This is a genomic window from Microbacterium sp. MYb54 (genome assembly GCF_002979515.1).
Classification (GTDB): domain Bacteria; phylum Actinomycetota; class Actinomycetes; order Actinomycetales; family Microbacteriaceae; genus Microbacterium.
This window is the reverse complement of the sequence record NZ_PCPA01000004.1, coordinates 76,822-102,222: the sequence shown is the minus strand read 5'-3', so window position 1 is coordinate 102,222 and position 25,401 is coordinate 76,822. Positions and strand designations below refer to the sequence as shown.

The following is a 25,401-nucleotide window of genomic DNA, read 5'->3' as shown; positions in this document are numbered from 1 at the left end:
CGAACAAGTCTACGAGGGGCCACGGACATTGGCTCCGCGAGGATGCTCAACAGTCGGATCGGCGCCCGTCGACGACACCGTCCGAGGAGCGTCCGACCGCAGGATCGCCCGCAGCGCCAGCAGCACCCCGAGCACGAGCGCCGCCGCGGCGAGCGGGGCGAGCCACACGATCCCGTGATCGATGTTCGATGGTGCCAGCAGCCACACCCCGAAGACCACGGGTTGCGCCAGCAGCTGGATGACGAGGAAGCGCGCGAAGCTCGGGCCGAGCACCGCGAGGGCGACGCGCGAGGAGATCGGGATCACCAGGCTGAGCGCTGCGAGGACGTGGATCGCGGGCACGAGCAGCACGGCGAGGGCCGTACGTGCCGGATCCGGGTCGGTCAGGAGGACCCCGAACACGAGGCAGGCCGCGCCGAACCACGCTGCCAGGGATCGTGGGATCACGACTGCGAGAAGCGCGGCGACCACCGCCACGCCCTGCCACAACGGGAAGGGAACGAGCACCACCGCACCACCCCACACGATCGCGAGGACCAGGAGTCGGAAGGTGATCCCCGGAACAGCGGCCCGCACGCGGAAGGAACGGAGACCGCGCTTCATCGCCGCACCGTCCGCATCCGTTGCTGGCGAAGGGCCGCGAGCCGCATCGCGACGTCGACATCGGGATCCGTCCACGCGACGACCTCGACCCCGGCATGACGGAGCTCGACGAGGATGTCGGAGCGTTCCGCGAGCAGAGTCCGCAGCGCGATGCGCTGCTCACGGGTGAGTCGGCCCTCGTCCGGCGTGGGGAGCACGTCGACCGCGACCACGGCATGGCCCGCCGCCCGCCACCCGGTGGCCAATTGCGCCGCGACTCCGTCGAAGAAGGTGGAGAGCACGAAGACGATGGATCCTGACGGCACGACCGGCGACCGTCTGTACCTGGAATCGTCGTCGCTCTGACCGGTCGCCGCGATCACGTCACGCACGCGCGCGAGATGGCGCCGGCCTCCGCCGGACGGGATGCTGCGCCCGCTGGGCGAAAGTGCGTGATAGGCGACCCGATCGCCAATGCCGACCGCCGCCGTGGCGATCGACAGCGCGGCCTCACGCGCGAGATCCAGGGAGGTGATTCCCGATCGGTCGGCATCGTCCGCACCCCAGGAGGCGACCACGGTTCCGAGATCCTCCGCGGTGTCGACCGCGATCACCACCGAGGAATCGCTGAGCGTGGTGGTGCGCCGCACGAGGAGTTCCCCTGGCCGGCGGGCGGCGCGGGCCGTTGCGCGCCAGTCGACCCGACGCAACTCATCACCGGGCGCGAACGGATGGATGTCGCGGAAATCGCCGCCCTGGCCGGGTCGCGCCCCCTCGTGGGAACCGTGCAGACCCGTCAGCCGCGGAGCGACCGGGAGTCGTCCGATCCGGAACTGCCTCGGCGGCGTGTTCCACCCCAGCACGACCTGGGGCCCCGCGTCCGAGACCCATGCGCCGTCGAGGGCGACCCCCCGGACGGTCACTGCGAGCAACTCCACCGGACCGGAGTGCTGTAGGCGGCTGCGCGCCGTGAGGACGGATCGTCCTGGCTTCACGTCCGCGAGCCCCGATCGCTGCTCCTCCTGGTCGATCGCGACCTGAAGCCAGTCACCGTCGAGAATCGCGTCCGCCACCGCCACGACCTCGGACGAGCTCTCCGAACCCTTCGGGTGGGCATGCAACTCGATCGACATCACCGAATCACGGGGCCGACGCAGCAGCATCCATGCCGTCGTCAGCGCGAGCGGAAGGCCGATGCCGATCACATCGGGTCGCGAGAAGACGAGACCCACCGCTGCGAGGATCGCCGAGCCGGCGACGCCGATCGCGATCACGGGCGTCCGACTCCAATGCACAGCAGAGCGCGCCGTGACGCGGACCTGCGCAGTCACCGCACTGCGGCCACGGTCGGCGGCACGGGTGTGGCCTCGACCACCGCCGCCACGACCGATCGGGGATCCACGCCCTGAGCCCAGGCCTGAGGTGTCAGGGTGAGCCGGTGCGCGAGCACGGGTTCCGCGATGCGCTTGACATCGTCCGGTCGCACATAGTCCCGACCGTCCAGGGCCGCGAGCGCGCGGCCGAGCAGTACGAGGGACTGCGATCCGCGCGGCGAGGCTCCGACGGCGACATGCGTCGCATTCCGCGTGGCCTTCGTCAGCTCCACGCAATATCTGGCGACATCGGCGTCGACATGGATCCTCTCGACGGCCGCCTGGATCGCGAGGAGACCCGCTCCGTCGACGACCGGATCGACGGACACGTCGGGGCTCTGCCGGCGCACACGGTCGAGGATGATGCGCGTCTCATCCTCCGCCTCGGGGTAGCCGACCGCGAGGCGCACCATGAAGCGGTCGAGCTGCGCCTCGGGAAGCGCGTACGTGCCCTCGTACTCGATCGGATTCGAAGTCGCGATCACGTGGAACGGCAGCGGCAGCGGGAAGCTGTTGCCCTCGACGGTGACCTGATGCTCCGCCATGGCCTCCAGCATCGCGGATTGGGTCTTGGGCGTGGTGCGGTTGACCTCATCGGCGAGGAGCAGACCGGTGAAGATCGGCCCTGGTCGGAACGCGAAGTCACCGGTGGCCGGCGCATAGACATACGAACCGGTGACATCGCCGGGCAGCATGTCAGGAGTGCACTGCAGGCGTCGGAAATCGAGGCCGAGCGCGGACGCCAGACTCCGCGCCGCGAGTGTCTTCCCCAATCCCGGGACGTCCTCGAAGAGCACATGGCCGCCCGCGAGGATCGTGGCGAGGGCGATCGTGAGCGGTTCGTCCATCCCGACGACGGCACCGCGGACGCTCTCGAGGATTCGACGCCCGGTATCGGCGATCTGCGTGGTCTCCTGGCTGCTCATCCGGTCTCCTCCGTGTCATTCGGGATTCGGTCGATCGCGTCGAGCACGATCTCGATGTCGGTGCGCTGTACTTCGCGACGGTGCAGGGCATCCCGCACCCCCTCACCGAGAAGGGCGTCGATGCGGGCGTGCTGTGCAGGATCGTCGAGGTCGAGTCCGCGCAGGGCGAGGCGTCTCCTCAGCACGCTCTGCACTCTGCGCACCACGACGTGGCCGGCTACACCCGTGCGTGTGTTGATCGCCCAGGCCATGCGTGACACGTCGGAGCCGCGCGGGTTGCGGCTCCGCTTCTCGGGAGGCCAGACCGGCCCGACCTCGATGAGCTCCTGGCGGCAGGCGAGGACCACTGCGGCGACGAGGATCATCCATGCGAGCACGAACGCTTCGGGGAAGCCCAGCTGCCCGAGCAGGAGGAGCACGGCCAGGGCGAGAACGCCGCCGATGCCCAGAACCAGCATCCGCCTCTTCATCGCCACCCCTCCTGGATGCCGAGGAGGCACTCAGAGGCCCGGATCCGGTCGTTCTCGTCGGCGTCGTGACCGCCGAAGCGGACCTGTTCGTAGAGGGCGAGCAAGGTGACGACGTCGGCGGCGATTCCGGCGCGTCGGCCGATGATACGCACGGTGAACTCCGAAGGGGTCTCGTTGACGCCGCGACCGGCACCGGCATCCGCCGCCGACTCCTCCAGCCCCACCCACGCCGCCACGATGCTGTCACCGGGCACTGGTCGGTCGTCGATCGTCCGCAGCGCCTCGGCGATCCCCCGCCGGATCGTCGCCTCGTCCGGCTCGATATCCGTCACCGGCGCGGTCACGACCTGGACGTCGACCTTCGTCGCCTCTCGGCGCGCGAGCGGACGGTCACGCCACAACTCCACGAGGTAGCGGATCAGGAGCCGCACGCCGAAGTACGCCATCACGAGAACGGCGACGATGACGATCGCGGCGAGGATGTAACCGATGATCGCGAGAAGCGGCGAGTCCTCGGGGGGCTCAGTCGGTGGAGGCGCGGTCTCCGTCGATGCAGTCGGCAGGACATCGTCCCCCGCCCGTTCCTCGGTGTCGTTGAACCATCCACCGAACTGCGGAAGCCCCTGAGCGGCCGCCGCGAACATGATCGTGGCGAAGAAGCCGGCTACCGCGATCAGCGGGAGCAGTAGCCTCGCCCGCGGCCGATCCGCCCCGGCACGCTCCTGCTCCGGGACCGAGGGCTCGGAGCGCGACATGCCTCCACCCTAGGGGCCGCTCCTCAGCCAAGAGGTCATCACAGCGGTGAAACCGTGAAGCGGAGGACGCGTCAGCCGAGATCCGGCCGTCGCCCCGCGAAAGGACCGAGCCCGTCACGGAGAGCTGCGATCGCATCCATGTCCATGCCCACGGCGGCCATCACCTGATGGGGAACGTTCACTGCCCGATCACGGAGCGCTGCCCCGGCCTGCGTCAGTGTGATCTCCAGACGTCGTTCGTCTGCACTGCTGCGCTGACGGACGATCAGCCCCTCCGCTTCCAGCCGCTTCACCAGCGGCGACGCGGTGGCAGGCTCCAGTGCGAGGTCGATCGCGAGGTCGTTCAGCGTCCTCGGCGCGCGCTCCCAGAGCGCCAGCATGACGAGGTACTGGGGGTGCGTGAGACCGAGGGGCTCCAGAATCGGGCGGTACAGGGCGACGACATTGCGCGCCGCGGTCACCAGAGCGAAGCAGAGCTGATTCTCGAGCCGGAGCAGATCGTCGGTTGCTGTCACAAGGGAGACTATACATCTGCACTAATAGTTAGTACACTAAGCAACATGGCACAGGACTCCGACCGCCCACCCCTCCGCACCCGCATCCGCGACGCCGGCGGGTTCTACTCCTGGGTCAACACGAACCTCATCCGGTTCGCCGGGCCCGCCTCGGTGGGGCCCTATGAGAAGACTCCACCACCCAGCGCCTCCGAACGCGCCGAACGCGCCTGTCCCCTGTGCGGCGCCCCGATGACGCAGCACGAGATCGACCGCACCGGCCCGAAAACCCTGGTGCACTGCCCGTAGCGTCAATCCTGCTCTGGCGCCTCGACCGCTGAGCCCGTCGACTCTCGTGCCACGTCGAGCCAGAACATCAGAGCGGTGTCGTCCTCGATGGCGCCTGGCACCACATCGAGCCAGCCGGAACTCATGGTGCGTGAGCCCATCACGGCGCGAGCCGCCCCCGGGTGCGTCAAAAGTGCTGCGCCGTTCTCGTCATCGACACGGACGAGTAGAACGCCGCCAGGGCGCGCACCCACCAGGATGTGACCGTCATCCAAGAACGCTCTGGTGCCGAACATGCGACGTTCCTCGATCTCGGCGTCCGCACTCAGAAGCGCCCGGACGCGGTCGGCGAGCTCGTTCCCAGCAGCATCCATCGGTCAGGTTCCTGTCTACGCGTGCCCGGCGCGCTCCATGGCACGGAGCTCTTTCTTCATGTCTTGCACCTCGTCGCGCAGCCGCCCGGCGAGCTCGAACTTCAGCTCGGCAGCAGCCGCGAGCATCTGGTCCGACAGATCCTGGATCGTGGCTTCGAGCTGCTGCGCACCCTCGGCAGCGATCCCCGTTCGGCGCAGGTTGGGCGTCGGCGATTTGCCCTTGCCCGTCGCCCGCCCGCGACCCGACATCATCTCCGCCGTGTCGGCACCCTCCCGGGCCAGCACCTCGGTGATGTCGGCGATGCGCTTGCGCAGCGGCTGCGGGTCGATCCCGTGCTCCTTGTTGTACGCGACCTGCTTCTCGCGGCGGCGGTCGGTCTCCTCGATCGCCTTCGTCATGGAGTCGGTCATCTTGTCGGCGTACATGTGCACCTCGCCCGAGACGTTACGCGCCGCACGACCGATGGTCTGGATGAGAGAGGTGCCCGATCGGAGGAACCCCTCCTTGTCGGCGTCGAGGATCGCGACGAGCGAGACCTCTGGCAGGTCGAGGCCTTCACGCAGCAGGTTGATGCCCACGAGCACGTCGTAGACGCCGGCACGCAGTTCGCTGAGCAGTTCGACACGGCGCAGGGTATCGACATCGGAATGCAGATAGCGCACGCGCACACCGTGCTCGCCGAGGAAGTCGGTGAGCTCCTCCGACATCTTCTTGGTGAGGGTCGTGACGAGCACGCGCTCGTTGCGCTCGACACGAAGACGGATCTCTTCCAGCAGATCGTCGATCTGCCCCTTCGATGGCTTCACGACGATGTGCGGATCGACCAGTCCGGTCGGACGGATGATCTGCTCGACGATGCCGTCGGCGATCCCCATCTCGTACTTTCCCGGGGTGGCGGACAGGTAGACGGTCTGCCCGATGCGGTTCTTGAACTCGTCCCACCGCAGCGGACGGTTGTCCATCGCGCTCGGCAGTCGGAATCCGTGATCCACGAGCGTGCGCTTGCGAGACGCATCGCCCTCGTACATCGCACCGATCTGAGGCACCGTCACATGCGACTCGTCGATCACGAGCAGGAAGTCGTCGGGGAAGAAGTCGAGCAGCGTGTGCGGCGGCTCGCCGGGTTCGCGCCCATCCATGTGCCGCGAGTAGTTCTCGATGCCGGAGCAGAAGCCCAGCTGCTGGAGCATCTCGAGGTCGAAAGTCGTGCGCATGCGCAGGCGCTGTGCCTCGAGCAGCTTTCCCTGCCGCTCGAACTCGGTCAGGCGATCTTCCAATTCGGCCTCGATCGTGCCGATCGAGCGCTGGATGACATCGGTACCGGCCACATAGTGCGAAGCCGGGAAGATCGGAACGGAGGCCAGCTTCTCGATGACCTCACCGGTGAGCGGGTGAAGCGAGTACAGCGCTTCGATCTCATCGCCGAACAGTTCGATGCGGATGGCGTGCTCTTCGTAGACGGGGATGATCTCGATCGTGTCACCGCGCACCCGGAAGTTGCCACGGGAGAAGTCGACGTCGTTGCGGTTGTACTGCATCGCGATGAACTGACGGATCAGGGCGTCACGGTCGTACCGCTCCCCCACCTGCAGCGCGACCATGGCGCGGAGGTACTCCTCCGGTGCGCCGAGACCGTAGATGCAGGACACGGTCGAGACGACGATGACATCGCGACGGCTGAGGAGCGAGTTCGTCGTGGAGTGCCGCAGCCGCTCGACCTCGGAGTTGATCGAGGAGTCCTTCTCGATGAAGGTGTCGGTCTGGGGCACGTAGGCCTCTGGCTGGTAGTAGTCGTAGTACGAGACGAAGTACTCGACCGCGTTGTTCGGCATGAGTTCGCGGAACTCGTTCGCGAGCTGCGCGGCCAGCGTCTTGTTGTGCGCGAGAACCAGCGTCGGGCGCTGCACCTGCTCGACCAGCCAAGCCGTCGTCGCGGACTTTCCGGTACCGGTCGCACCGAGCAGCACCACGTCGGTCTCCCCCGCGTTGATGCGCGCCGCAAGGTCGGCGATGGCCTTCGGCTGGTCGCCGGCGGGCTCGTACTCGCTGATGACCTCGAAGGGGCGGACACTGCGCGTGGGTTGCATACCTCCAGCGTATGCCGCCCCTCCGACATCGAGGCCGTCACAGGAGCGCCTCCGGTCACCGCGCGGGGCGCGTCCAGACGTACGGCGTCGTCGTCGACACCTTCACGAACCCCGACCGTTCCAGGATCGGACGCGAGAACTCGGTCGAATCCGACTGCAGATACCGGATGCCGCGGGCGAGCGCAGACCTGGCCCGCTCCGCGGTGAGCGCACGATAGATTCCACGCCCCCTCCACTCCGCCAGGGTCGAGCCTCCCCAGAGCCCAGCGAATTCCGTTCCCGCGACCGGCTCGAGGCGCCCGGCGCTGACGATCACATCGTCGACGACGGCGATCCACAACTCGGTGGAGGGATCCTCGTGCAGGCGCACGATGAGATCCTCCGCCCTCGAGCGCCAGTCCGCGTCGTCGAACACCAGTCCCTGCATCTCGCCCGCCGCGAGTACCTCGTCGTCGGTACGGGTCCGCCTGATGGTCACCTGCTCCGGGATCTCGATGTGCTGCGCGAGGAGACGCGCCTCCCCGATCATGATCGACTCCGGATCCTCCGCCACGAAACCGCGGGTGATGAGAGAGTCGTGGAGTCCGGGCGCACGATCATGTCCGCGGGTCTTCCACTCGACCGACATCACCTCGGGTAGACCGACGAAGTGCTCGATCGCGGCATCGACCAGGCGAGAGACGTCGTCCGCATCCACATCGCCGAGCTCCGCGTAGGTGACGAAACCGCGTCCTCCGGCGAACGTCGCGAGAAGGAGCGGTCCGTGCGCGGACACGCTCGAAGCACCGGATACCTCCGGGGTGGTACGGAGTTGGCCGTCATAGGCCTGGAGATACTGCTGTTGCATGACGAGATCCTCTCAGGAAGGCGGCTGACCGGTCGGCGCCTCGCGCAGTGCCGACACCGCGGCGAAGGCGGCTGCTGCGCACATCGCCACGACGACGGCCACGAACCAGCCCCAGCTCGCCGCGCCGAACACGAGACCGAGCATCCATCCGAACAGGCTCGACCCCGCGTAGTAGGCGAAGTAGTACAGAGATGAAGCCTGGGCCCTGCTCCCGGGACCGGCAGCGACCGGAGTCCACCCCGAGGCCACGGCATGTGCGCCGAAGAAGCCTGCGGTGAAGAGCACGAGCCCCACCAGCACGATGGCCACCATCGGGACCAGGAGCAACAGGGCTCCCGCGACCATCACGCCGATCGAGGCGAGGAGTACCGGGAAGCGTCCGACTCTGGAGGCCAGAGCCCCGGCCCATGGGGAGGACACCGTGCCGGCGAGATAGGCCAGGAACAGCAGGGTGACCAGCCATACCGGCAGCGCGAACGGCTCTGCCGAAAGATGGAAACCGAGGTAGTTGTACACCGCGACGAAGGCTCCCATCAGCAGGAATCCCTGCGCGTACAGCGCCCATTGCAGCCGTGAGCGCAACGGCGCCCGGAGCTTCTCCAGGATGCCGGGCCCGCGGTCGGCGCGCAGCCGCCCGGGGACGAAGCCTCTCGAGCGCGGAGTCAACCAGAGGAAGAGCACAGCGGCCACCGCGCACATCACGGCGACGGACAGGATGCCGGCGCGCCACCCGCCCACCTCTCCGACGATCCCTGAGCCGATGCGTCCGAGCAGCCCACCGACCGTGGTGCCCGCGATGTAGCTCCCCGCAGCGGCGGCGGCATGGCGCGCCTCGACCTCCTCACTGAGGTACGCGAGGGCCACAGCCGGCACGGCCCCCAGCGCCACGCCCTCCGCGAAACGGAGGATGAGCAGCGTCATGATCTCCCCGCTCAACGGGGCGGTCAGGCCGAACACCGTGGCGGTGAGCACTCCCGTGGCCATCGCCGGCACCCGCCCGATCCGGTCCGCCACGATCGACCACGGGATGACGGCCAGCGCCAGCCCGAGCGTCGCAGCCGACACGCTCAGCGCCGCGGTCGCCGGGGTGACCGAGAGGTCGGACGAGATCTGCGGCAGCACGGCCTGCGCCGAATAGAGCTGCGCGAACGTCGCGATTCCCGCGAAGAACAGTCCGACGATGAGGCGCCGGTACTCGCGCGACCCCGGCGCATGACCGGAGAAGGTCACTGTGCGCTGATCCGCTCCCAGAGGGCATCCGTCTGCTCGATCGTGCGCTCCAGGGTGCCGGAGGTGTCGATCACGACGTCGGCGATCGCGAGACGACGGTCATCGGAGACCTGGGCATCGATCCGTTCCTGCGCCGCGCGCTCCGCCATGCCGCGCAACTCGACGAGCCGCTGCCTGCGCAGTTCGGCCGGCGCGTTCGCGACCACGATGAGGTCCCAAGGGTCATCCACCCGCGCCTCGACCAGAAGAGGCACGTCGTAGACGACGACGGCTTCCGCATCGTCTCGGAGAGCATCATCGAATCGTCGCTGCGATTCCTCGCGCACAGCCGGGTGGACGATCGCGTTCAGGCTCGCAAGGAGGTCGGCGTCACCGAACACCTGCGCCCCCAGCGCCGCCCTGTCGAGGGCGCCGTCCGGTGCGACGACGTCGGCGCCGAACGCTTCGGCGATCCGCTCGAGGACCGGTGATCCGGGAGACTGCACGTCGCGCACGATCTGATCGGCATCGACGATGATGGCACCGTGCTCGGCCAGACGCCGGGCGATGGTCGACTTCCCGGAGGCGATGCCGCCGGTGAGTGCGATGAGGGGCATGCCGCCAGTCTAGGCTTCGCCGTGGGCACGGCTCATCTCGCGAGCAGCTGGCGTCGTGAGCTGATCACACCCGTGTCGAAGCCCGCCAGATGCAGTCCTCCGTGGAATCGGGCGTGCTCGATCTTGATGCAGCGATCCATGACCACCGAGAGCCCCGCGCCCTCCGCGATCGCCGCCGCATCCTCGTTCCAGGACCCGAGCTGCAGCCACAGGGTCTGCGCTCCCGCCTCGATCGCCTCCTGCGCGACGCCGGGAAGGTCGTCGTGACGACGGAAGACATCCACAATGTCGGGCACCACGGGCAGATCGCTCAGCGTCGCATAGACCGGCTGCCCGAGGATCTCGGTCTCGCGCGGGTTCACCAGGTAGACGTCGTACGCCGTGCTGGAGAGCAGGTACGTCGCCACGAAGTACGACGCGCGCGCGGGGTTGTTCGACGCACCGACGATCGCGATCGACTTCGCTCGACGTAAGAGGCCGAAACGCTCCTGCTGCGTCGGTCCGATCCAGGTCCGTCCTGGCACGCTCGGCACTGCACCAGGCAGGGCGCACGCATCGCCGGAGGTGGTGGCGCTCATCGGTTCGCTCCTGTCGCGGTCGTGAGGGCCTGGTCGAGGTCCCAGATGATGTCGTCGGCATCTTCGAGCCCCACCGAGATGCGGATCAGGTCTGGCCGCACACCGGCGGCTACGAGCTGCTCCTCGGTGAGCTGGCGATGGGTCGTCGAGGCCGGGTGGATCACGAGCGTGCGCGCGTCGCCGATGTTCGCGAGGTGCGAGGCGAGCTGCAGGTTCTCGATCACACTCTCCCCCGCTGCGCGACCGTCTTCCGCGGCAACGCCGAATGCGAACACCGACCCCGGTCCGAGTGGGAGATACTTGGCGGCGCGCTCGTGGTGCGGGTGCCCCTCGAGTCCTGCCCAGGTGACGTACGCGACGCGCGGGTCGGAATCGAGCCAGTCGGCGACGACGCGGGCGTTCGCGAGGTGCGCGTCGATGCGCTGCGGCAGCGTCTCGACCCCCTGCAGCAGATTGAACGCCGACTGCGGGCTGAGCGCAGGACCGATGTCACGCAACTGCTCGGAGCGGAGCTTGGTGAGGAATCCGTACTCGCCGAAGTTGTCCCACCACTTGATGCCGCCGTACGAGTCGACGGGCTCGGTCATCTGCGGGAACTTGCCGTTGCCCCAGTCGAAGGTGCCCTTCTCGATCACGACCCCGCCGAGCGTCGTCCCGTGTCCGCCGAGGAACTTCGTCACCGAGTGGATCACGATGTCGGCGCCGTGCTCGAGCGGACGTGCGAGATACGGGGTCGCCAGCGTCGCATCGACCACGAGCGGCACACCGGCCTCATGAGCGACCGCGGCGAGGCCCTCGATGTCCGCGATCTCCCCCGAAGGATTTCCGATCATCTCGACATAGACGACCTTCGTCTCGGGACGGATCGCTGCGGCGAAGTCTGCGGGGTCGGTCGAGGCGACGAACGTGGTCTCCACGCCGAAGCGACGCAGCGTCACATCGAGCTGCGTCACCGTGCCGCCGTACAGCTGCGCGGCGGCGACGACATGATCTCCTGCGCCGACGAGAGCTGCGAAAGTGATGAACTCCGCGCTCATGCCCGAGGCTGTCGCCACCGCACCGATGCCACCTTCGAGCGAGGCCAGGCGCTCCTCGAGAGCCGCGACCGTGGGGTTGCCGATGCGCGAGTAGATGTTGCCGTACTTCTGCAGCGCGAAGAGGTTCCCGGCGTCCGCAGCATCGTCGAAGACGAAGGACGTGGTCTGGTAGATCGGCACCGCCCTGGCTCCGGTGGATGCGTCGGGGGTGCCACCGGCATGCAGGGCCCTGGTGCGGAACCCGAAGCGATGTTCTTCCGTCATGATGTCCTCGATTCAGCGGCGGCGAGCACGTCGGCGATTTCACCGACGGCCCAGGGGTTCTGCAGCGACGTCGTGTCTCCGAGCTGCTGGGGTTCGCGGCCGGCTCTGCGATCCTGCTCGGCCTCCCACAACTGTGCCAGGAGCCGGCGCATGATCTTGCCGGATCGTGTCTTCGGCAGGTCGGGAACGATCACGATGTGCTTCGGCTTGGCGACGGGCCCGATCGCCTGCGCGACCTGAGCGCGAAGGGCTGACGGTGTCACCTCCGCACGACCGGAAGGCGTGACGAACGCGACGACTGCCTGGCCGGTGACCGGATCTGAGACTCCGGCCGAGCCGGCCTCGCCCACGGTGTCGTGCGCGACGAGAGCAGACTCGATCTCGATCGTGGAGAGACGGTGTCCGGAGACGTTCACGACGTCGTCCAGTCGACCGAGGATCCAGATGTACCCGTCGGCGTCCCTGGTCGCGCCGTCGCCGGCGACGTAGAAGCCGCCGAACTCACCGTGGCCTGCGTATGCGGACCAGTACGCGTCACGGTACCGGTTCGGGTTTCCCCAGATGGTGCGTGCCATCCCCGGCCACGGTCGACGGATGACCAATGTGCCCGAGCGTCCCGGCTCGACTTCCTGCCCCAGTTCGTCGACCACCGCGACATCGAGGCCTGGGAGCGGCACCGATGCCGAACCGGGCTTGAGGCTCGTGACGCCGGGCAGCGGGGCGATCATCGCGGCACCCGTCTCGGATTGCCACCAGGTGTCGATGACCGGCAGCTCGTCACGACCGAAGTTGCGGCGGAACCACACCCAGGCCTCCGGGTTGATCGCCTCGCCGACGGTTCCGAGCAGTCGCAGGCTCGACAGATCGTGGCCGGTCGGGAGGTCGGCTCCGAACCAGGTCATGAACGTTCGGATCAGGGTGGGCGCCGTGTAGTACACGGTCACCCCGTAGCGCTCGATGATCTCGAGGTGGCGCTCTCGGTGCGGGGTGTCGGGAGTCCCCTCGTAGATGACCTGTGTGAGGCCGTTCGAGAGCGGCCCGTAGATCTCGTAGGTGTGCGCGGTCACCCAGGCGAGGTCGGCGGTGCACCAGTGCACGTCGTCGGGCTTGGCGTCGAAGTGGGCCCAGTGCGCCCAGCTCGCCTGTGCGAGGTAGCCGCCCGAGGTGTGCACGAGTCCCTTCGGCTTCCCCGTGGTGCCGGAGGTGTAGATGATGAAGAGCGGATGCTCGGCATCGAACGCCTCTGCCTCGTGGGTCGACGATGCGGTGTCGACGACGTCGTGCCACCAGACATCGCGGCCGTCTGTCCACGGCACGTCCTGGCCGGTGCGGCGAAGGACGAGCACATGTTCGAGATCGGGCAGATCGGCGGCCGCGAGGTCGGCCGTCGACTTCACCTCGGTGGCGGTGCCGCGACGGTACTGGCCGTCGCTGGTCACCAACAGCTTCGCACCGGTGTCTTCCAGACGGAACCGCACGGCCTCGGCCGAGAATCCACCGAACACGAGTGAGTGCACGGCGCCCACTCGTGCGCAGGCCAGAGTGATGACGATCGTCTCCACGAGCACCGGGAGGTAGATCACCACACGGTCGCCCGGTCCGATCCCGAGCGCGACGAGGGCGTTGGCGGCACGGGAGACCCGCTGTTGCAGCTCTGCATAGGTGACGGAAGCGCGGTCGCCCGGCTCACCTTCGAAGTGCAGAGCGACTCGGTCGCCGCCACCGGCCTCGACGTGTCGGTCGACACAGTTGACGGCCACGTTGAGCCGGCCTCCCACGAACCAGCGAGCTGCGGGGATCGCACCGTTCGTCGGTGGCTCCCACTCGTGCGCCGTGTGCCAGGGATCGACCCAGTCGAGACGGCGCGCGGCGTCTTCCCAGAAGGCGACAGGGTCTGCCGCGGCACGCGCGTACGCCTCGGCTGTCACGTTCGCGTTCGAGAACTCGTCCGAGGGTTCGTAGACACGCGTCTCGTGCAGCCGAGCCTCCGTCACCGTCACGTCCATCGGCGCAGCAGGTACTTCTCCAGCAGCACGAGAACGCCGTTGGTGATCGTGCCGAGCAGGGCGAGCAGCACGATGGAGAGCAGGATGCGATCGACACGGCCGGTGCTCTGCGAGTCGGTAAGCAGGAATCCGAGACCCATCGAAGAGGCGATCAGCTCGGCGGCGACCAGGAACAACCACGCCTGCGCGAGGGCGAGTCGGAGTCCCGCCACCACGGAGGGGACGACCGCCGGCAGCTGCACTGTGCGGAACAGCGACCAGCCCCGCAGGCTGAACGAGCGACCGGCCTCGACCAGCTGTGGGTCGACATGGCGGAGCGCCGAGGCGACCGTCGTGTAGACCGGGAAGAACGCACCGATCGCGATGAGCGTGACCTTCGACTCCTCGCCGATCTGCATCCAGAGGATGAGCAGCGGCACCCACGCGAGCGACGGCACGGCACGGACGGCCGCGAGGGTCGGGCTGAGAAGCACATCGCCCCAGCGCGAGAGTCCCACCACTCCTGCCGCCGCGAGGCCGATCACCGAACCGATGGCGAAGCCGAGCAGAACCCGCTGAACCGAGATCGCGATGTGAGTCCAGAGTTGACCGTTCTCCGCGAGCTCGACACCGGCCTGGTAGACCGATGCGGGTGTGGGAAGACGGTAGGGCTCGACGAGACCCGAGGTCGTGACGAACTGCCAGGCGAGCAAGATCAACGCCGGCAGCAGCAGGCCACCAAGAATTCGCACGATGGGTCGATCCCACACCCGACGGGTTCCGCGCTCCGGGCGCCGAGACTGTCCGCGGGCTGCGTCGAGCGCGTCCCGCGAGTCCGCGGGGACGATCACTCGCTGGTCGATATCAGTCACTCGCCGTCGACTGCCTTCTCGGCGAACTTCGCGTTCACGATCGATGAGAGCGCCTTGTCGACGGACTCTTTGCCGCCCTGCACGTCGCCGGACTCGACGAGCACCGGAGCGATCTTCTCGAGCACTGCGATCTGGTCGTCACCGGGCACGCCACTCACGTCGAGGTTCGATCGCTCCTGAATCACGGTGGTGGCAACGCCGATGTCGATTCCGGCGACTTCGGCGAGAAGCGCGGCGGTCTCGTCGGGGTTCTCGAGTGCCCACTCACGCGCCTGCTCGTAGGCGTCGACGACGGCCTGAGCGAGGTCGGGGTGGTTCGCGATGAAGTCCTCGGTCGCGTTGAGGAAACCGTACGTGTTGAAGTCGACGTTCCGATAGATGAGCTTGTCGCCCGATTCCGCCTCAGCCGCCGCCATGATCGGGTCGAGACCGGCCCAGGCGTCCACGGATCCGCCGTCGAGAGCTGCCCGGCCATCGGCATGCTGGAGGTTCTGCACCTCGACGTCGGAGAGGGAGAGACCGCCCTCTTCCAGCGACTGGAGCAGGAAGAAGTACGGGTCGGTGCCCTTGGTGGCCGCGACCGACGCTCCCTTGAGGTCCTCGATCGAGGTGATGTCGCTGTTCGGCCCGACGACGATGGCCGCCCACTCCGGCTGCGAGAAGATATCGATGACCTGGATGGGCGAACCGTTCGCTCGCGCCAGCAGCGCAGCGGATCCGGCTGTCGACCCGACATCGACCGAACCGGAGCGCAGCAACTCATTGGCCTTGTTGGAGCCGGCGGACTGCACCCACTCGACGGCGACGTCGTCGCCGAGGATGTCTTCGAGGATGCCCTGATCGCGGATCACGAGGCTCAGCGGGTTGTACGTCGCGAAGTCGATCGAAAGCGTGTCGGACGACCATTCGGTCGTTCCCGACGTGGGCTTCGCGCCGCTGGCCGTGGCGTTCTCCCCGGCGACGCAGCCGGTGGCGACGAGCATCATCGTCCCGGCGATAGCGATCGCGGGGATGATTCGGCGGGTGGTGATGCTCATCGGTTCTCCTCGGCGGTGCGGTGGTGGGTGTCGACGCCGAGACCTTCGAGGAGGTCGGCGCGCAGGTCGGCAAGGCCGCGATCGGCGCGGTCTCGCGGGCGAATTCCCGGCACGGTGATCGTGCGGGCGATCGAGGGCTCGTCGTCATCCGAGAGCGTGCGCAGCAACAGCACACGATCTGCGAGGTACAAGGCCTCCTCGACGTCGTGGGTGACGAGCAGGATCGTCGTGGGCTCGGCCGCGTGGATCTTCAGGAGCAGATCGTGCATCCGCAACCGGGTCAGCGCATCGAGCGCACCGAAAGGTTCGTCGAGCAGCAACACCCCGGGATTGCGAGCGAGGGCTCTGGCCAGCGAAGCACGCTGAGCCATACCGCCCGACACTTCGCGCGGACGCTGATCGGCGGCGTGCTCGAGCCCGACCAGGTGCAGCAGTTCACGAACCCGCTCACGGCCGGCCCGGCGGGCGGTACCGCGCGGCACTCCGAGTTCGACGTTCTGGGAGATGGTTCGCCATGGGAGCAGACGAGGCTCCTGGAAAGCGACCGCCGTGCGCTCGTCGACATCTGCGACCGGTGTGTCATCGAGGCGGATGCTGCCGTGCGTCGGGACGTCCAAGCCGCCCACGAGACGGAGCAGCGTCGACTTACCGCATCCGGAGGGGCCGACCACCGCGACGATCTCACCGGCGGCGATGTTGACGTCGATACCGCGCAGCACGTCACGGCGACTGTGCGGCAGCGGAAACGAGCGCTCGACATCGTCGAGCCGCACGGCCTGTGCGGTTCCCGCTGTCGTCGAGGCGTCGACCGTGCGCGACGCAGGCAGCAGGGTGGTCATACGCCCATGTTGGCCGAGCAGTCGGACTGTTACGAATGCGGTCGTAATGTTGCGTCACGCAGGTGAATCCGCTGGCCGGACATGCGAAACGGGCCGCCACGCCCGCCCGAAGGCGAGGTGACGACCCGTTTCAGAATGCTGCTTAAGCGTTGCCGCCCGAGAGCTTCTCGCGCAGAGCCGCGAGTGCCTCGTCGTCCGCGAGCGTGCCCGCGCCTGCGACCTCGCTCGTGAAGGACTGGCCGCCGCCGAAGTCGTCTCCGGCCGCTGCCTCGGCCTCGGCCGCCTTGACGACCTGAGCCTTGTGCGCCTCCCAGCGAGCCTGGGCTGCAGCGTACTCCTGCTCCCATGCCTCGCGCTGAGTGTCGAAGCCTTCCTTCCAGGCACCGGTCTCGGCGTCGAAGCCCTCCGGGTACTTGTACTCGCCGTTCTCGTCGTACTCGGCGAGCATGCCGTACAGAGCCGGGTCGAACTCGGTGCCGTTGGGGTCGACAGCCTCGTTGGCCTGCTTCAGCGACAGCGAGATACGACGACGCTCGAGGTCGATGTCGATGACCTTGACGAAGACCTCTTCGCCGACCGACACGACCTGCTCGGCCAGCTCGACGTGCTTGCTGGAGAGCTCGGAGATGTGGACGAGGCCCTCGATGCCGTCTGCGACGCGAACGAACGCACCGAACGGAACGAGCTTGGTGACCTTACCCGGCGTGACCTGACCGATCGCGTGGGTACGGGCGAAGACCTGCCACGGGTCTTCCTGCGTAGCCTTCAGCGACAGCGAGACGCGCTCACGGTCGAGGTCGACCTCGAGGATCTCGACGGTGACCTCCTGGCCAACCTCGACGACCTCGGAGGCGTGCTCGATGTGCTTCCAGGACAGCTCGGAGACGTGCACGAGGCCGTCAACGCCACCCAGGTCGACGAACGCACCGAAGTTGACGATCGACGACACGACACCCTTGCGGACCTGACCCTTGTGCAGGTTGTTCAGGAACGTGGTGCGCGACTCCGACTGCGTCTGCTCGAGCAGCGCGCGGCGGCTCAGAACGACGTTGTTGCGGTTCTTGTCGAGCTCGAGGATCTTGGCCTCGATCTCCTGGCCGAGGTACGGCGTGAGGTCGCGGACGCGGCGCAGCTCGATGAGCGAGGCCGGCAGGAAGCCACGGAGGCCGATGTCGACGATGAGTCCACCCTTGACGACCTCGATGACCGTACCGGTGACGACTCCGTCGTTCTCCTTGATCTTCTCGACGTCCCCCCACGCACGCTCGTACTGAGCACGCTTCTTGGAGAGGATCAGACGGCCTTCCTTGTCCTCCTTCTGGAGGACGAGGGCCTCGACCAGATCGCCGACAGCGACGACCTCGTTCGGGTCGACGTCGTGCTTGATCGAGAGCTCGCGCGAGGGGATGACACCCTCGGTCTTGTAGCCGACATCGAGGAGGACCTCATCGCGGTCGATCTTGACGATCGTGCCTTCGATGATGTCGCCGTCGTTGAAGAACTTCAGGGTCTTCTCGACCGCGGCCAGGAAGTCCTCAGCAGATCCGATGTCGTTGATGGCGACCTGCTTGGTGGCCGGGGCGGTCGTTGCGGTAGTCATGTAGTGGGTTGTCCTTGTGAATGGAGACTCAGGCTGAGAGGCAACGACCGCGCACGGCCGACTGCATGCTTCACAGCGGTGGATTTTGGTTTTCTTGTCACGAGGGCACGCGTGTGCACGCCACGAGTGACGGTTAAGGCTATCAGAAGTTCGGATGTCCGGGGAGCCGGATTCCGGCGGGACGTAACTGTGGATAACTCGAGCGGGCCTCCTCTGCTCCGGGTTAGCGTGACCAGGTGATCTCGCCGACTCCTCCTCGCCGCAGCCCGATCAAGTTCCGCCATTCGCATCGTCTCGGAGCCCTCGCGCTGATTGCCGTCTCCGTGTTACTCGCTGGCTGCTCCCCCGCGCCATCGCCGACGCCGACTCCGACCGCGGCGTTCGCTTCGGAAGAAGAGGCCTTCGCCGCTGCGGAGGAGACGTACCGGGCGTTCACGGCACGTCTCAACCAGCTAGACATCGCCGATCCGGCTACTTTCGAGCCACTTTTTGAATTGTCCAGTGGGGAGTTTGAAGCAGCTGACCGTAAGTCGTACTCCGCCATGCATGCCGAAGGCTTCATCGTCGAAGGTGACACCAAGGTTCTGTCGTTCCAGGGAGTTGAGGCCGCTTCGCCGTTCGACAAGGTCTCAGCCAAGGTGTGTCTCGACGTGAGTGCGGTGACTGTTACCGACTCTGCCGGGATCTCGCAGATCGACGCGAACCGCCCAAACGTCTACTCGCTCGACGTCGTTTTCGTGGCCGATCAATCATCATTGACGATCGACTCGGTCTCAGTGAACAAAGAGGCAAAGTGCGCAACGCCTTAGTGCTAGCAATGTTCGCACTCCCCCTCTTCATGCTCGGAACCTCCCATCAAACATCCGTCGGCGACGACAGCTCGGACCCACCGATTGGAAGCGCGGCGATTTCCACTGGCAACACGGAGGTCGTCATCTCCGGTACGCAGACGCAGCCGTCCACGGATAGCAACTCCACTCCGCACGACAGTTCCAGTTCCCCCTCCGCCCCCGCGTTCCCGGTGCACGAGTTCAACTTCAACTCCTGCCTCGACGACTGGAACAGTGCTCGAGGCTGTTTCCGCGGCGCGGAGGAGAAGGAGGAGTCACCGCCACCGCCAGGTGTTGAGACCCCCTCGGCCCCGGTGATCACGATCACTGATCTCGCACAGTTCTCTCCCGACCCGGTGACCGCCACCGGCGAGCCGGACAACGTCGGTGTGATCGGCATGCCGACGAACTTCGTCGCTGCGGCATCCGCGCAGACCCGATCGGGAGCCCTCTTCGGCGCACCGCTCACCGTGCGCTTCACCCCCGTCGGCTACGAATTCACCCACGGAGACGGCACGGCCGCGACCACAAGCAGCGGCGGACAGACCTGGTCGGCGCTCGGCCAGGCCGCATTCACTCCGACCGCGACGAGCCACACCTATCGACAGCGCGGCACCTACCGGGCCCACGTCACTGTCCACTACACGGCAGAGGTCGACCTCGGGGGCGGGTGGTTCCCGGTGGCCGGCCAGCTCACGATCGAGGGGCCTTCTCAGGAGATCCGCGTCTTCGAGGCGAACACCGCGCTCGTCGCGTTCACCTGTGAACAGCGACCATCCGCACCCGGCTGTTGAGCAGCGCGGAGAGGGGCCTACTTCACAACCGTCAGCACGACGGGCGCGCCATCGGCACCGACATGGCCCTCGAGCGTCAGCGCTGCTTCTGCCGTGACGCCCTCCGCGGGTACGAAGGTGATCTGCGGCACCAGATCCATCGTGCAGATCCCGTCCGTTGTCGATTCCAGCCGGACGGTTCCCTCCGTCTCACCGACAGCCTCGAACGTGCCGGAACCCGGCATGCATGTCGACGAGCCCCAGGTCAGGATCGCGAGCTCCTCGTCGTCGATCCACGTCGCCGCAGGCGTCTGCGCAGGCATCCGGTCAGCCGGGATGATCTCCCCTGCCGCGAGCCCTGGCAGCGTGAGCTCCGACGTCTGCCCTCCTGGATCGGTCACGATCAACTCGACCGCGCGCGATGAGTCGAACGAAGCCGGCAGGCCGAGGTAGATGCCGTGAGGCGTCTGCACCGCCGCACACACTTCATCTTCGCCATCGACGAGCACGATCTCGAGCGACTGCTCCCCCGCGATGAGATCCCCGATCTGCGGCGCACAGGCATCGCCCCAGACCTTCAACACGAACGACGTCGAATCGAGCCAGGCCGCCCGCGGCGCAAACGAGGAATCGGAAGCGTTCTGGTCGGCTGTCGATTCCGGCACAGGAGAACCCCCGGCGGCAGAAGCGCATCCGGCCAGCACGAGAGCGAGCGCCAACCCACCGGCGACAAGTGATGAGAATGCGCGAAGAGGAGCTGTCATACCTGCGAGTGTCGCGACCGCCCGGATCGTCTCAGACACCGGATGGCGCCCTGCCGGCGTCGCAGCCCCGTGCCAGACTGTCGTTCGTGACCGATCGCCTCATGCTGCTCGACACCGCCAGCCTCTACTTCCGCGCCTTCTACGGCGTTCCAGACAAGGTGACCGCGCCAGACGGCTCGCCCATCAACGCCGCGCGCGGTCTGCTCGACATCATCGCCAAGCTCGTCACGCTCTACCAGCCCACTCATGTGATCGCCTGTTGGGACGACGACTGGCGTCCGCAATGGCGCGTCGACCTCATCCCCAGCTACAAGTCACACCGCGTCGTCGAGGTCGTCGTCAGCGGACCTGACGTCGAAGAGGTCCCCGACCCTCTCGAGGCGCAGATCCCGCTCATCCGCCAGACGCTCGCCGCCATCGGCATCCCCATCATCGGGATCGCCGAGCACGAAGCCGATGATGTCATCGGCACCCTCGCGACCGACGCCACGATGCCGGTCGACATCGTGACCGGCGACCGCGATCTGTTCCAGCTCGTCGACGACGCCCGCGACGTCCGCGTCATCTACACCGCTCGGGGCATGAGCAATCTCGAGATCGTGACCGACGCGACCGTGGTCGCCAAGTACGGGGTGCTCCCCTCGCAGTACGCCGATTTCGCCACGTTGCGCGGTGATGCCTCAGATGGTCTCCCCGGTGTCGCAGGCGTCGGCGAGAAGACGGCGGCGACTCTGCTGCAGACCCACAGCGACCTCGAGGGCATTCGCGCGGCTGCAGAAGCGGGCGAGGGCATGAGCGCCGGCGTGCGCGCGAAGATCCTCGCAGCCTCGGCGTACCTCGATGTCGCACCGACCGTGGTCGCGGTCGCGACGTCGCTCCCGATCAGCGACCCCGGTGTTCCACTGCGGGTGCTCGACCCTGCCGAAGCAGATGCGGCAGCTGCTCTCGCCGAGAAGTGGAACCTCGGCGGCTCCATGACTCGCGCGATCACTGCCGTGTCGAACGCGGCCCTGGCGGCGCGCTGACAGCGGAAGCCTCTAGCGGCCTACTCCGCCCAGGCCATCAGACGGGAGAGGCCCCAGGTCGTCACGATCCGCGATGCCGGAATCCCCACGCGCTCCGCCCGCTCCGCGCCGTGATCGAGCAGCGAGAGCTGACCGGGCGCGTGAGCGTCCGAATCGATCGAGAACAGGCATCCCGCGTCCAACGCGATCGAGATCAACTCGTCCGGCGGGTCCTGTCGCTCCGGCCTCGAATTGATCTCGACGGCCACGCCGTTCTCCGCACATGCGGCGAAGACCGCCGCCGCATCGAACTCCGACTGCGGACGCGTCCCGCGGTCGCCCTGCACGAGGCGCCCCGTGCAGTGCCCGAGGACATTGACTCGTGGGTGCGACACGGCCGCGATCATCCGTGCCGTCATCGGGCGCGCGTCCATGCGCAACTTCGAATGCACCGATGCCACGACGATGTCGAGCTCACCCAGCAGCGAGTCCTCCTGGTCGAGAGCTCCGTCTTCGAGGATGTCGACCTCGATCCCGGCGAGCAGGGTGAAGCCGTCGCCGGACTCGGCCCGCACCAACGGCATCTGCTCGCGAAGCCGTTCGGCGGAAAGCCCCCGCGCCACCCGCAGCCTGGGCGAATGATCGGTGATCGCCTGATACTCATGCCCCTGGGCCCGCGCGGCCGCGGCCATCACCGAGATCGGGGTGGTGCCATCCGACCAGTCGGTGTGCGCGTGCAGGTCGCCACGGAGCTTGGCCCGAAGTGCCGAGACCCGCTCGGGTTCGACGTCACCGCGCAGCTCGATCAGGTACTCCGGCACGTGTCCGGCCTGCGCCTGGCGAATCACCGCGAACGTTGATTCGCCGATCCCCTTCGCCGCCCGCAGCCTCGTGGGATCGCTCCTGACGTCGTCGGGCAGATCCTGCAGCGTCGCGGCCGCCTGGCGGAAGGCCTTCGCGCGATATCGCGATGCCCGCTCGCGCTCCAATAGAGAAGCGATCTCCAGCAGCGCGTCGACGGGGTCCATGGTCAGGCCTGGGGAGCCGCCAGCTCACGGCTCACTGCGATCCACTGATCGAGCTTCGCCAGCGCGCGGCCGTCGTCCACGGCCGCCGACGCCTTGTCGTACCCGGCACGCAGCCGCTCGAGGATGGGCCGCTGCACCTGAGTGGCATCCTGAGAGAGTTCGAACGCGACGATGCCCGCGGCCGCGTTGAGCAGCACGATGTCCCGCACGGCACCGGTCTCACCCGCAAGCGTGCGGCGGAGGATGTCCGCATTGTGCTGCGGTGATCCGCCGATGAGGTCTGCGAGATCGGCGACCGGGATTCCGAGGTCGCGAGGGTCGAGGTCGTGTTCGTGGATGTCTCCGCGAGTGACCTCCCAGATGCGGCTGTGCCCCGTCGTCGTGAGTTCGTCGAGCCCGTCATCACCGCGGAAGACGAGTGCCGTGGCGCCACGGGTCCGGAACACACCGGTGATCAACGGAACGCGCTCGATCTGCGCGACGCCCACGGCGTTGGCTTCCGCGCGAGCGGGGTTGCAGAGCGGGCCGAGCATGTTGAACACGGTGGGAATGCCGAGCTCTGCTCGGACGGGGCCCGCGTGCTTGAATCCGGGGTGGAATGCGCCCGCCCAGGCGAACGTGATGCCGGTGCGGTCGAGGATGGAGGCCACGGCTGCCGGATCGAGAGACAACTCGAGACCGAGCGCGCCGAGGACGTCAGAGGAGCCCGATGCGGAGCTCGCGGCCCGGTTCCCGTGCTTCACCACCGGCACCCCGGTGGCGCCGATGATGATCGCCGCCGTGGTGGAGACGTTCACCGTGCCGACACGATCGCCACCGGTTCCGACGATGTCGAGCACGTTCGGTGAGACGGGAAGCGGGACGGCCGCCTCGAGGATCGCGTCACGGAACCCGACGATCTCGTCGATCGTCTCGCCCTTCGCGCGGAGCGCGACGAGGAAGCCCGCCAGCTGAGCCTCGGTCACATTGCCCTGCATGATCTGACGCATCGCCCATGTGGACTCCCAGACGCTGAGGTCACGACGCTCCAGAAGCGAGGTGAGCACGTCGGACCAGGTCAGCGAATCAGCCATGTGTGCGATCCTATCGGCGCGGAGAAAACATGCAGATGCTTCCGAACGCATGTGCACTTCGCGCCCACCCCTTGTTTCCCGCGGATTCACCGGGTATTCGCAGTGTTTTCTTAGGGTCCCCTAAGTCACCGACCGGCAATTCGAGGGTCGTCGGTGCAAGAATCACGCCCGCGGATCGGCCATAATGGAGGGGTGACGACCTCAGCGACGTATGCCCCGGCGGCGAGAACGATCAAGCGGCCCAACCCGGTAGCTGTCGGCACCATTGTGTGGCTCGGCAGTGAGGTGATGTTCTTCGCGGGACTCTTCGCGATCTACTTCACCCTCCGCAGCACCTCACCTGAGCTGTGGGCAGACCGGACCGAGCTGCTGAACGTCCCGTTCGCCGCAGTGAACACCTTGATCCTCGTCCTCTCCTCGTTCACGTGCCAGATGGGCGTGTTCGCGGCAGAAGACCTGCAGCCCTACAAGATCGGCAAGGGTCAGAAGAACGGCGCCGGACGCCGTCGCCTCTTCGGCTGGGGAATGGTCGAGTGGTTCTTCCTCACCTTCGCTCTCGGAGCGATCTTCGTCTCCGGCCAGGTGTGGGAGTACGCACAGCTCGTCGCTGAAGGCATGCCGATCAACGCCGACTCGTACGCCTCCGCGTTCTACCTGACCACGGGCTTCCACGCCCTGCACGTCACGGGTGGCCTCGTCGCGTTCCTGCTCGTCATCGGCCGTGCATACGCCGTCAAGAACTTCCGGCACAAGGAGGCGACCTCCTCGATCGTGGTGTCCTACTACTGGCACTTCGTCGACGTCGTCTGGATCGTGCTGTTCCTCGTTATCTACTTCCTGAAATAAGAGCGGAGCTGATCCCCGAGATGGCACGAGAGAAGAAGCGCCGTTCCAGCGGTCGTCGCAGCCCTTTGGCGGCGGCCGCGCTCATCGGAGCAGGCCTCATGATCACGGGCGCCGTGTACGCAGGTGCGTCCGCTGCGTTCGCTGCGTCCGACACGCAGTCCGCGACGACCCAGCTGACGGTCGAAGACGGCGAGAAGCTGTTCACGGCCAACTGCGCCACCTGTCACGGTCTCGACCTGCAGGGAACCGCCAACGGTCCGAGCCTCTACGGCGTGGGCGAGCTGGCGACCGAGTTCCAGCTGTCGACCGGTCGCATGCCTCTGCAGATGCAGGGACCGCAGGCTCCGCAGAAGGCACCGCAGTTCACCGAAGACCAGATCCTCGCGATCTCGTCCTTCGTGCAGTCCGAGGCCCCCGGACCGACCTTCCCGCATGAGGGCATCCTCGACGGCAAGGGCGATGTCGCGAACGGCGCAGAGCTGTTCCGCGTCAACTGCGCGATGTGCCACAACGTGGCCGCTGCCGGTGGAGCGCTCACCGAGGGCAAGTACGCCCCGGGGCTCAGCGAGACCAGCGCGCTGCACATGTACGCGGCCATGGTCACCGGCCCGCAGAACATGCCGGTCTTCGGCGACATGAACCTGTCCGACGAAGACAAGCGCGACATCATCTCGGCGCTGCTCTTCCAGCAGCAGTCCGTGCAGATCGGCGGATTCTCGCTCGGTTCGCTCGGGCCGGTCTCCGAGGGCCTGTTCGTCTGGATCTTCGGTATCGGCGCGCTCGTCGCCGTCACCGTGTGGATCACGGCGAAGTCCAACTGACGCTTAATCATCGAAGAGGAACGTACG

At 67.0% G+C, this 25,401-nt stretch carries 27 protein-coding genes; 6 read left to right on the top strand and 21 right to left on the bottom strand.

What is annotated here, in order from left to right; genetic code table 11:
- Positions 1-9 precede the first annotated feature (9 nt).
- The 6 genes from CQ040_RS06060 to CQ040_RS06035 all read right to left on the bottom strand — a co-directional run bounded on the left by CQ040_RS06060 (position 10) and on the right by CQ040_RS06035 (position 4,621).
- A complete protein-coding gene (locus tag CQ040_RS06060; protein WP_105525756.1) occupies positions 10-603 on the bottom strand; it encodes a hypothetical protein in 594 nt (197 codons plus the stop codon).
- Positions 600-1,913, bottom strand: coding sequence for a DUF58 domain-containing protein (locus CQ040_RS06055; RefSeq protein WP_258131169.1), 1,314 nt, complete (start codon positions 1,911-1,913; stop codon positions 600-602). Before CQ040_RS06055 ends, CQ040_RS06060 begins: the two co-directional genes overlap by 4 nt.
- Entirely contained in the window at positions 1,910-2,881 is a 972-nt protein-coding gene (locus CQ040_RS06050) for a MoxR family ATPase (RefSeq protein ID WP_105525754.1), read from the bottom strand. The genes CQ040_RS06055 and CQ040_RS06050 overlap by 4 nt, the downstream gene beginning before the upstream one ends.
- The gene (locus CQ040_RS06045) at positions 2,878-3,351 is read right to left on the bottom strand and encodes a hypothetical protein (RefSeq protein ID WP_258131168.1); all 474 of its coding nucleotides are present in this window, start codon (positions 3,349-3,351) and stop codon (positions 2,878-2,880) included. Before CQ040_RS06045 ends, CQ040_RS06050 begins: the two co-directional genes overlap by 4 nt.
- Entirely contained in the window at positions 3,348-4,106 is a 759-nt protein-coding gene (locus CQ040_RS06040; RefSeq protein ID WP_105525752.1) for a DUF4129 domain-containing protein, read from the bottom strand. Before CQ040_RS06040 ends, CQ040_RS06045 begins: the two co-directional genes overlap by 4 nt.
- 71 nt (positions 4,107-4,177) lie before the next feature.
- Positions 4,178-4,621, bottom strand: coding sequence for a MarR family winged helix-turn-helix transcriptional regulator (locus CQ040_RS06035; RefSeq protein ID WP_105525751.1), 444 nt, complete (start codon positions 4,619-4,621; stop codon positions 4,178-4,180).
- Positions 4,622-4,666: 45 nt separating this feature from the next.
- Between CQ040_RS06035 and CQ040_RS06030 the strand changes: the two genes are divergently transcribed.
- Positions 4,667-4,909, top strand: coding sequence for a hypothetical protein (locus tag CQ040_RS06030; RefSeq protein ID WP_028501561.1), 243 nt, complete (start codon positions 4,667-4,669; stop codon positions 4,907-4,909).
- A 2-nt stretch (positions 4,910-4,911) separates the two neighbouring features.
- On the opposite strand, the gene CQ040_RS06025 is transcribed toward CQ040_RS06030, so the two are convergent.
- From CQ040_RS06025 to rpsA, 12 genes are all read right to left on the bottom strand, one after another.
- Positions 4,912-5,262: a TfoX/Sxy family protein gene (locus CQ040_RS06025; protein ID WP_036273909.1), complete on the bottom strand. Its 351-nt coding sequence runs from the start codon at positions 5,260-5,262 to the stop codon at positions 4,912-4,914.
- A 15-nt stretch (positions 5,263-5,277) separates the two neighbouring features.
- Entirely contained in the window at positions 5,278-7,350 is a 2,073-nt protein-coding gene (gene uvrB, locus CQ040_RS06020; RefSeq protein ID WP_105525750.1) for an excinuclease ABC subunit UvrB, read from the bottom strand.
- Positions 7,351-7,405: 55 nt separating this feature from the next.
- Complete coding sequence (locus CQ040_RS06015) at positions 7,406-8,197, bottom strand: GNAT family N-acetyltransferase (RefSeq protein WP_105525749.1); 792 nt, start codon at positions 8,195-8,197, stop codon at positions 7,406-7,408.
- Positions 8,198-8,209: 12 nt separating this feature from the next.
- Positions 8,210-9,427, bottom strand: coding sequence for an MFS transporter (locus CQ040_RS06010; protein ID WP_105525748.1), 1,218 nt, complete (start codon positions 9,425-9,427; stop codon positions 8,210-8,212).
- Positions 9,424-10,023, bottom strand: coding sequence for a dephospho-CoA kinase (gene coaE, locus CQ040_RS06005; protein ID WP_105525747.1), 600 nt, complete (start codon positions 10,021-10,023; stop codon positions 9,424-9,426). Before coaE ends, CQ040_RS06010 begins: the two co-directional genes overlap by 4 nt.
- Positions 10,024-10,055: 32 nt before the next feature.
- Positions 10,056-10,601, bottom strand: coding sequence for a CoA-binding protein (locus CQ040_RS06000; protein ID WP_105525746.1), 546 nt, complete (start codon positions 10,599-10,601; stop codon positions 10,056-10,058).
- Positions 10,598-11,902, bottom strand: a complete 1,305-nt coding sequence (locus CQ040_RS05995) for an O-acetylhomoserine aminocarboxypropyltransferase/cysteine synthase family protein (protein WP_105525745.1) — start codon at positions 11,900-11,902, stop codon at positions 10,598-10,600. The genes CQ040_RS06000 and CQ040_RS05995 overlap by 4 nt, the downstream gene beginning before the upstream one ends.
- Positions 11,899-13,908: an acetate--CoA ligase gene (gene acs, locus CQ040_RS05990; RefSeq protein ID WP_105525744.1), complete on the bottom strand. Its 2,010-nt coding sequence runs from the start codon at positions 13,906-13,908 to the stop codon at positions 11,899-11,901. The genes CQ040_RS05995 and acs overlap by 4 nt, the downstream gene beginning before the upstream one ends.
- A complete protein-coding gene (locus tag CQ040_RS05985; protein WP_105525743.1) occupies positions 13,899-14,759 on the bottom strand; it encodes an ABC transporter permease in 861 nt (286 codons plus the stop codon). The genes acs and CQ040_RS05985 overlap by 10 nt, the downstream gene beginning before the upstream one ends.
- Positions 14,756-15,796 carry an aliphatic sulfonate ABC transporter substrate-binding protein gene (locus tag CQ040_RS05980; protein ID WP_105525742.1) on the bottom strand — a complete coding sequence of 347 codons (1,041 nt, stop codon included), beginning with the start codon at positions 15,794-15,796 and terminating at the stop codon, positions 14,756-14,758. Before CQ040_RS05980 ends, CQ040_RS05985 begins: the two co-directional genes overlap by 4 nt.
- Complete coding sequence (locus tag CQ040_RS05975; RefSeq protein WP_105525741.1) at positions 15,793-16,635, bottom strand: ABC transporter ATP-binding protein; 843 nt, start codon at positions 16,633-16,635, stop codon at positions 15,793-15,795. Before CQ040_RS05975 ends, CQ040_RS05980 begins: the two co-directional genes overlap by 4 nt.
- Positions 16,636-16,777: 142 nt before the next feature.
- Positions 16,778-18,235: a 30S ribosomal protein S1 gene (rpsA, locus tag CQ040_RS05970; RefSeq protein ID WP_028501551.1), complete on the bottom strand. Its 1,458-nt coding sequence runs from the start codon at positions 18,233-18,235 to the stop codon at positions 16,778-16,780.
- 236 nt (positions 18,236-18,471) lie between these two features.
- Between rpsA and CQ040_RS20425 the strand changes: the two genes are divergently transcribed.
- Entirely contained in the window at positions 18,472-19,044 is a 573-nt protein-coding gene (locus CQ040_RS20425; RefSeq protein ID WP_146113844.1) for a hypothetical protein, read from the top strand.
- A gap of 335 nt (positions 19,045-19,379) precedes the next feature.
- Complete coding sequence (locus CQ040_RS05960) at positions 19,380-19,859, top strand: hypothetical protein (protein ID WP_181156714.1); 480 nt, start codon at positions 19,380-19,382, stop codon at positions 19,857-19,859.
- Between the two features lie 17 nt (positions 19,860-19,876).
- On the opposite strand, the gene CQ040_RS05955 is transcribed toward CQ040_RS05960, so the two are convergent.
- Positions 19,877-20,602 (bottom strand): hypothetical protein, encoded by a 726-nt coding sequence (locus tag CQ040_RS05955; protein ID WP_146113843.1) that lies wholly within the window; start codon positions 20,600-20,602, stop codon positions 19,877-19,879.
- Positions 20,603-20,688: 86 nt separating this feature from the next.
- Here CQ040_RS05955 and CQ040_RS05950 point away from each other — a divergent pair, with 86 nt between their 5' ends.
- On the top strand, positions 20,689-21,627 hold the full coding sequence (locus CQ040_RS05950; protein WP_105525917.1) for a 5'-3' exonuclease: 939 nt from the start codon (positions 20,689-20,691) through the stop codon (positions 21,625-21,627).
- Between the two features lie 20 nt (positions 21,628-21,647).
- On the opposite strand, the gene CQ040_RS05945 is transcribed toward CQ040_RS05950, so the two are convergent.
- Complete coding sequence (locus tag CQ040_RS05945; RefSeq protein ID WP_181156715.1) at positions 21,648-22,634, bottom strand: PHP domain-containing protein; 987 nt, start codon at positions 22,632-22,634, stop codon at positions 21,648-21,650.
- Between the two features lie 2 nt (positions 22,635-22,636).
- Complete coding sequence (gene trpD / locus CQ040_RS05940) at positions 22,637-23,707, bottom strand: anthranilate phosphoribosyltransferase (protein WP_105525737.1); 1,071 nt, start codon at positions 23,705-23,707, stop codon at positions 22,637-22,639.
- A gap of 288 nt (positions 23,708-23,995) precedes the next feature.
- Here trpD and CQ040_RS05935 point away from each other — a divergent pair, with 288 nt between their 5' ends.
- Both CQ040_RS05935 and CQ040_RS05930 read left to right on the top strand, forming a co-directional pair.
- On the top strand, positions 23,996-24,553 hold the full coding sequence (locus CQ040_RS05935) for a heme-copper oxidase subunit III (RefSeq protein ID WP_258131215.1): 558 nt from the start codon (positions 23,996-23,998) through the stop codon (positions 24,551-24,553).
- Positions 24,554-24,573: 20 nt separating this feature from the next.
- Complete coding sequence (locus tag CQ040_RS05930; protein WP_028501544.1) at positions 24,574-25,374, top strand: c-type cytochrome; 801 nt, start codon at positions 24,574-24,576, stop codon at positions 25,372-25,374.
- The last annotated feature ends 27 nt before the right edge of the window (positions 25,375-25,401 follow it).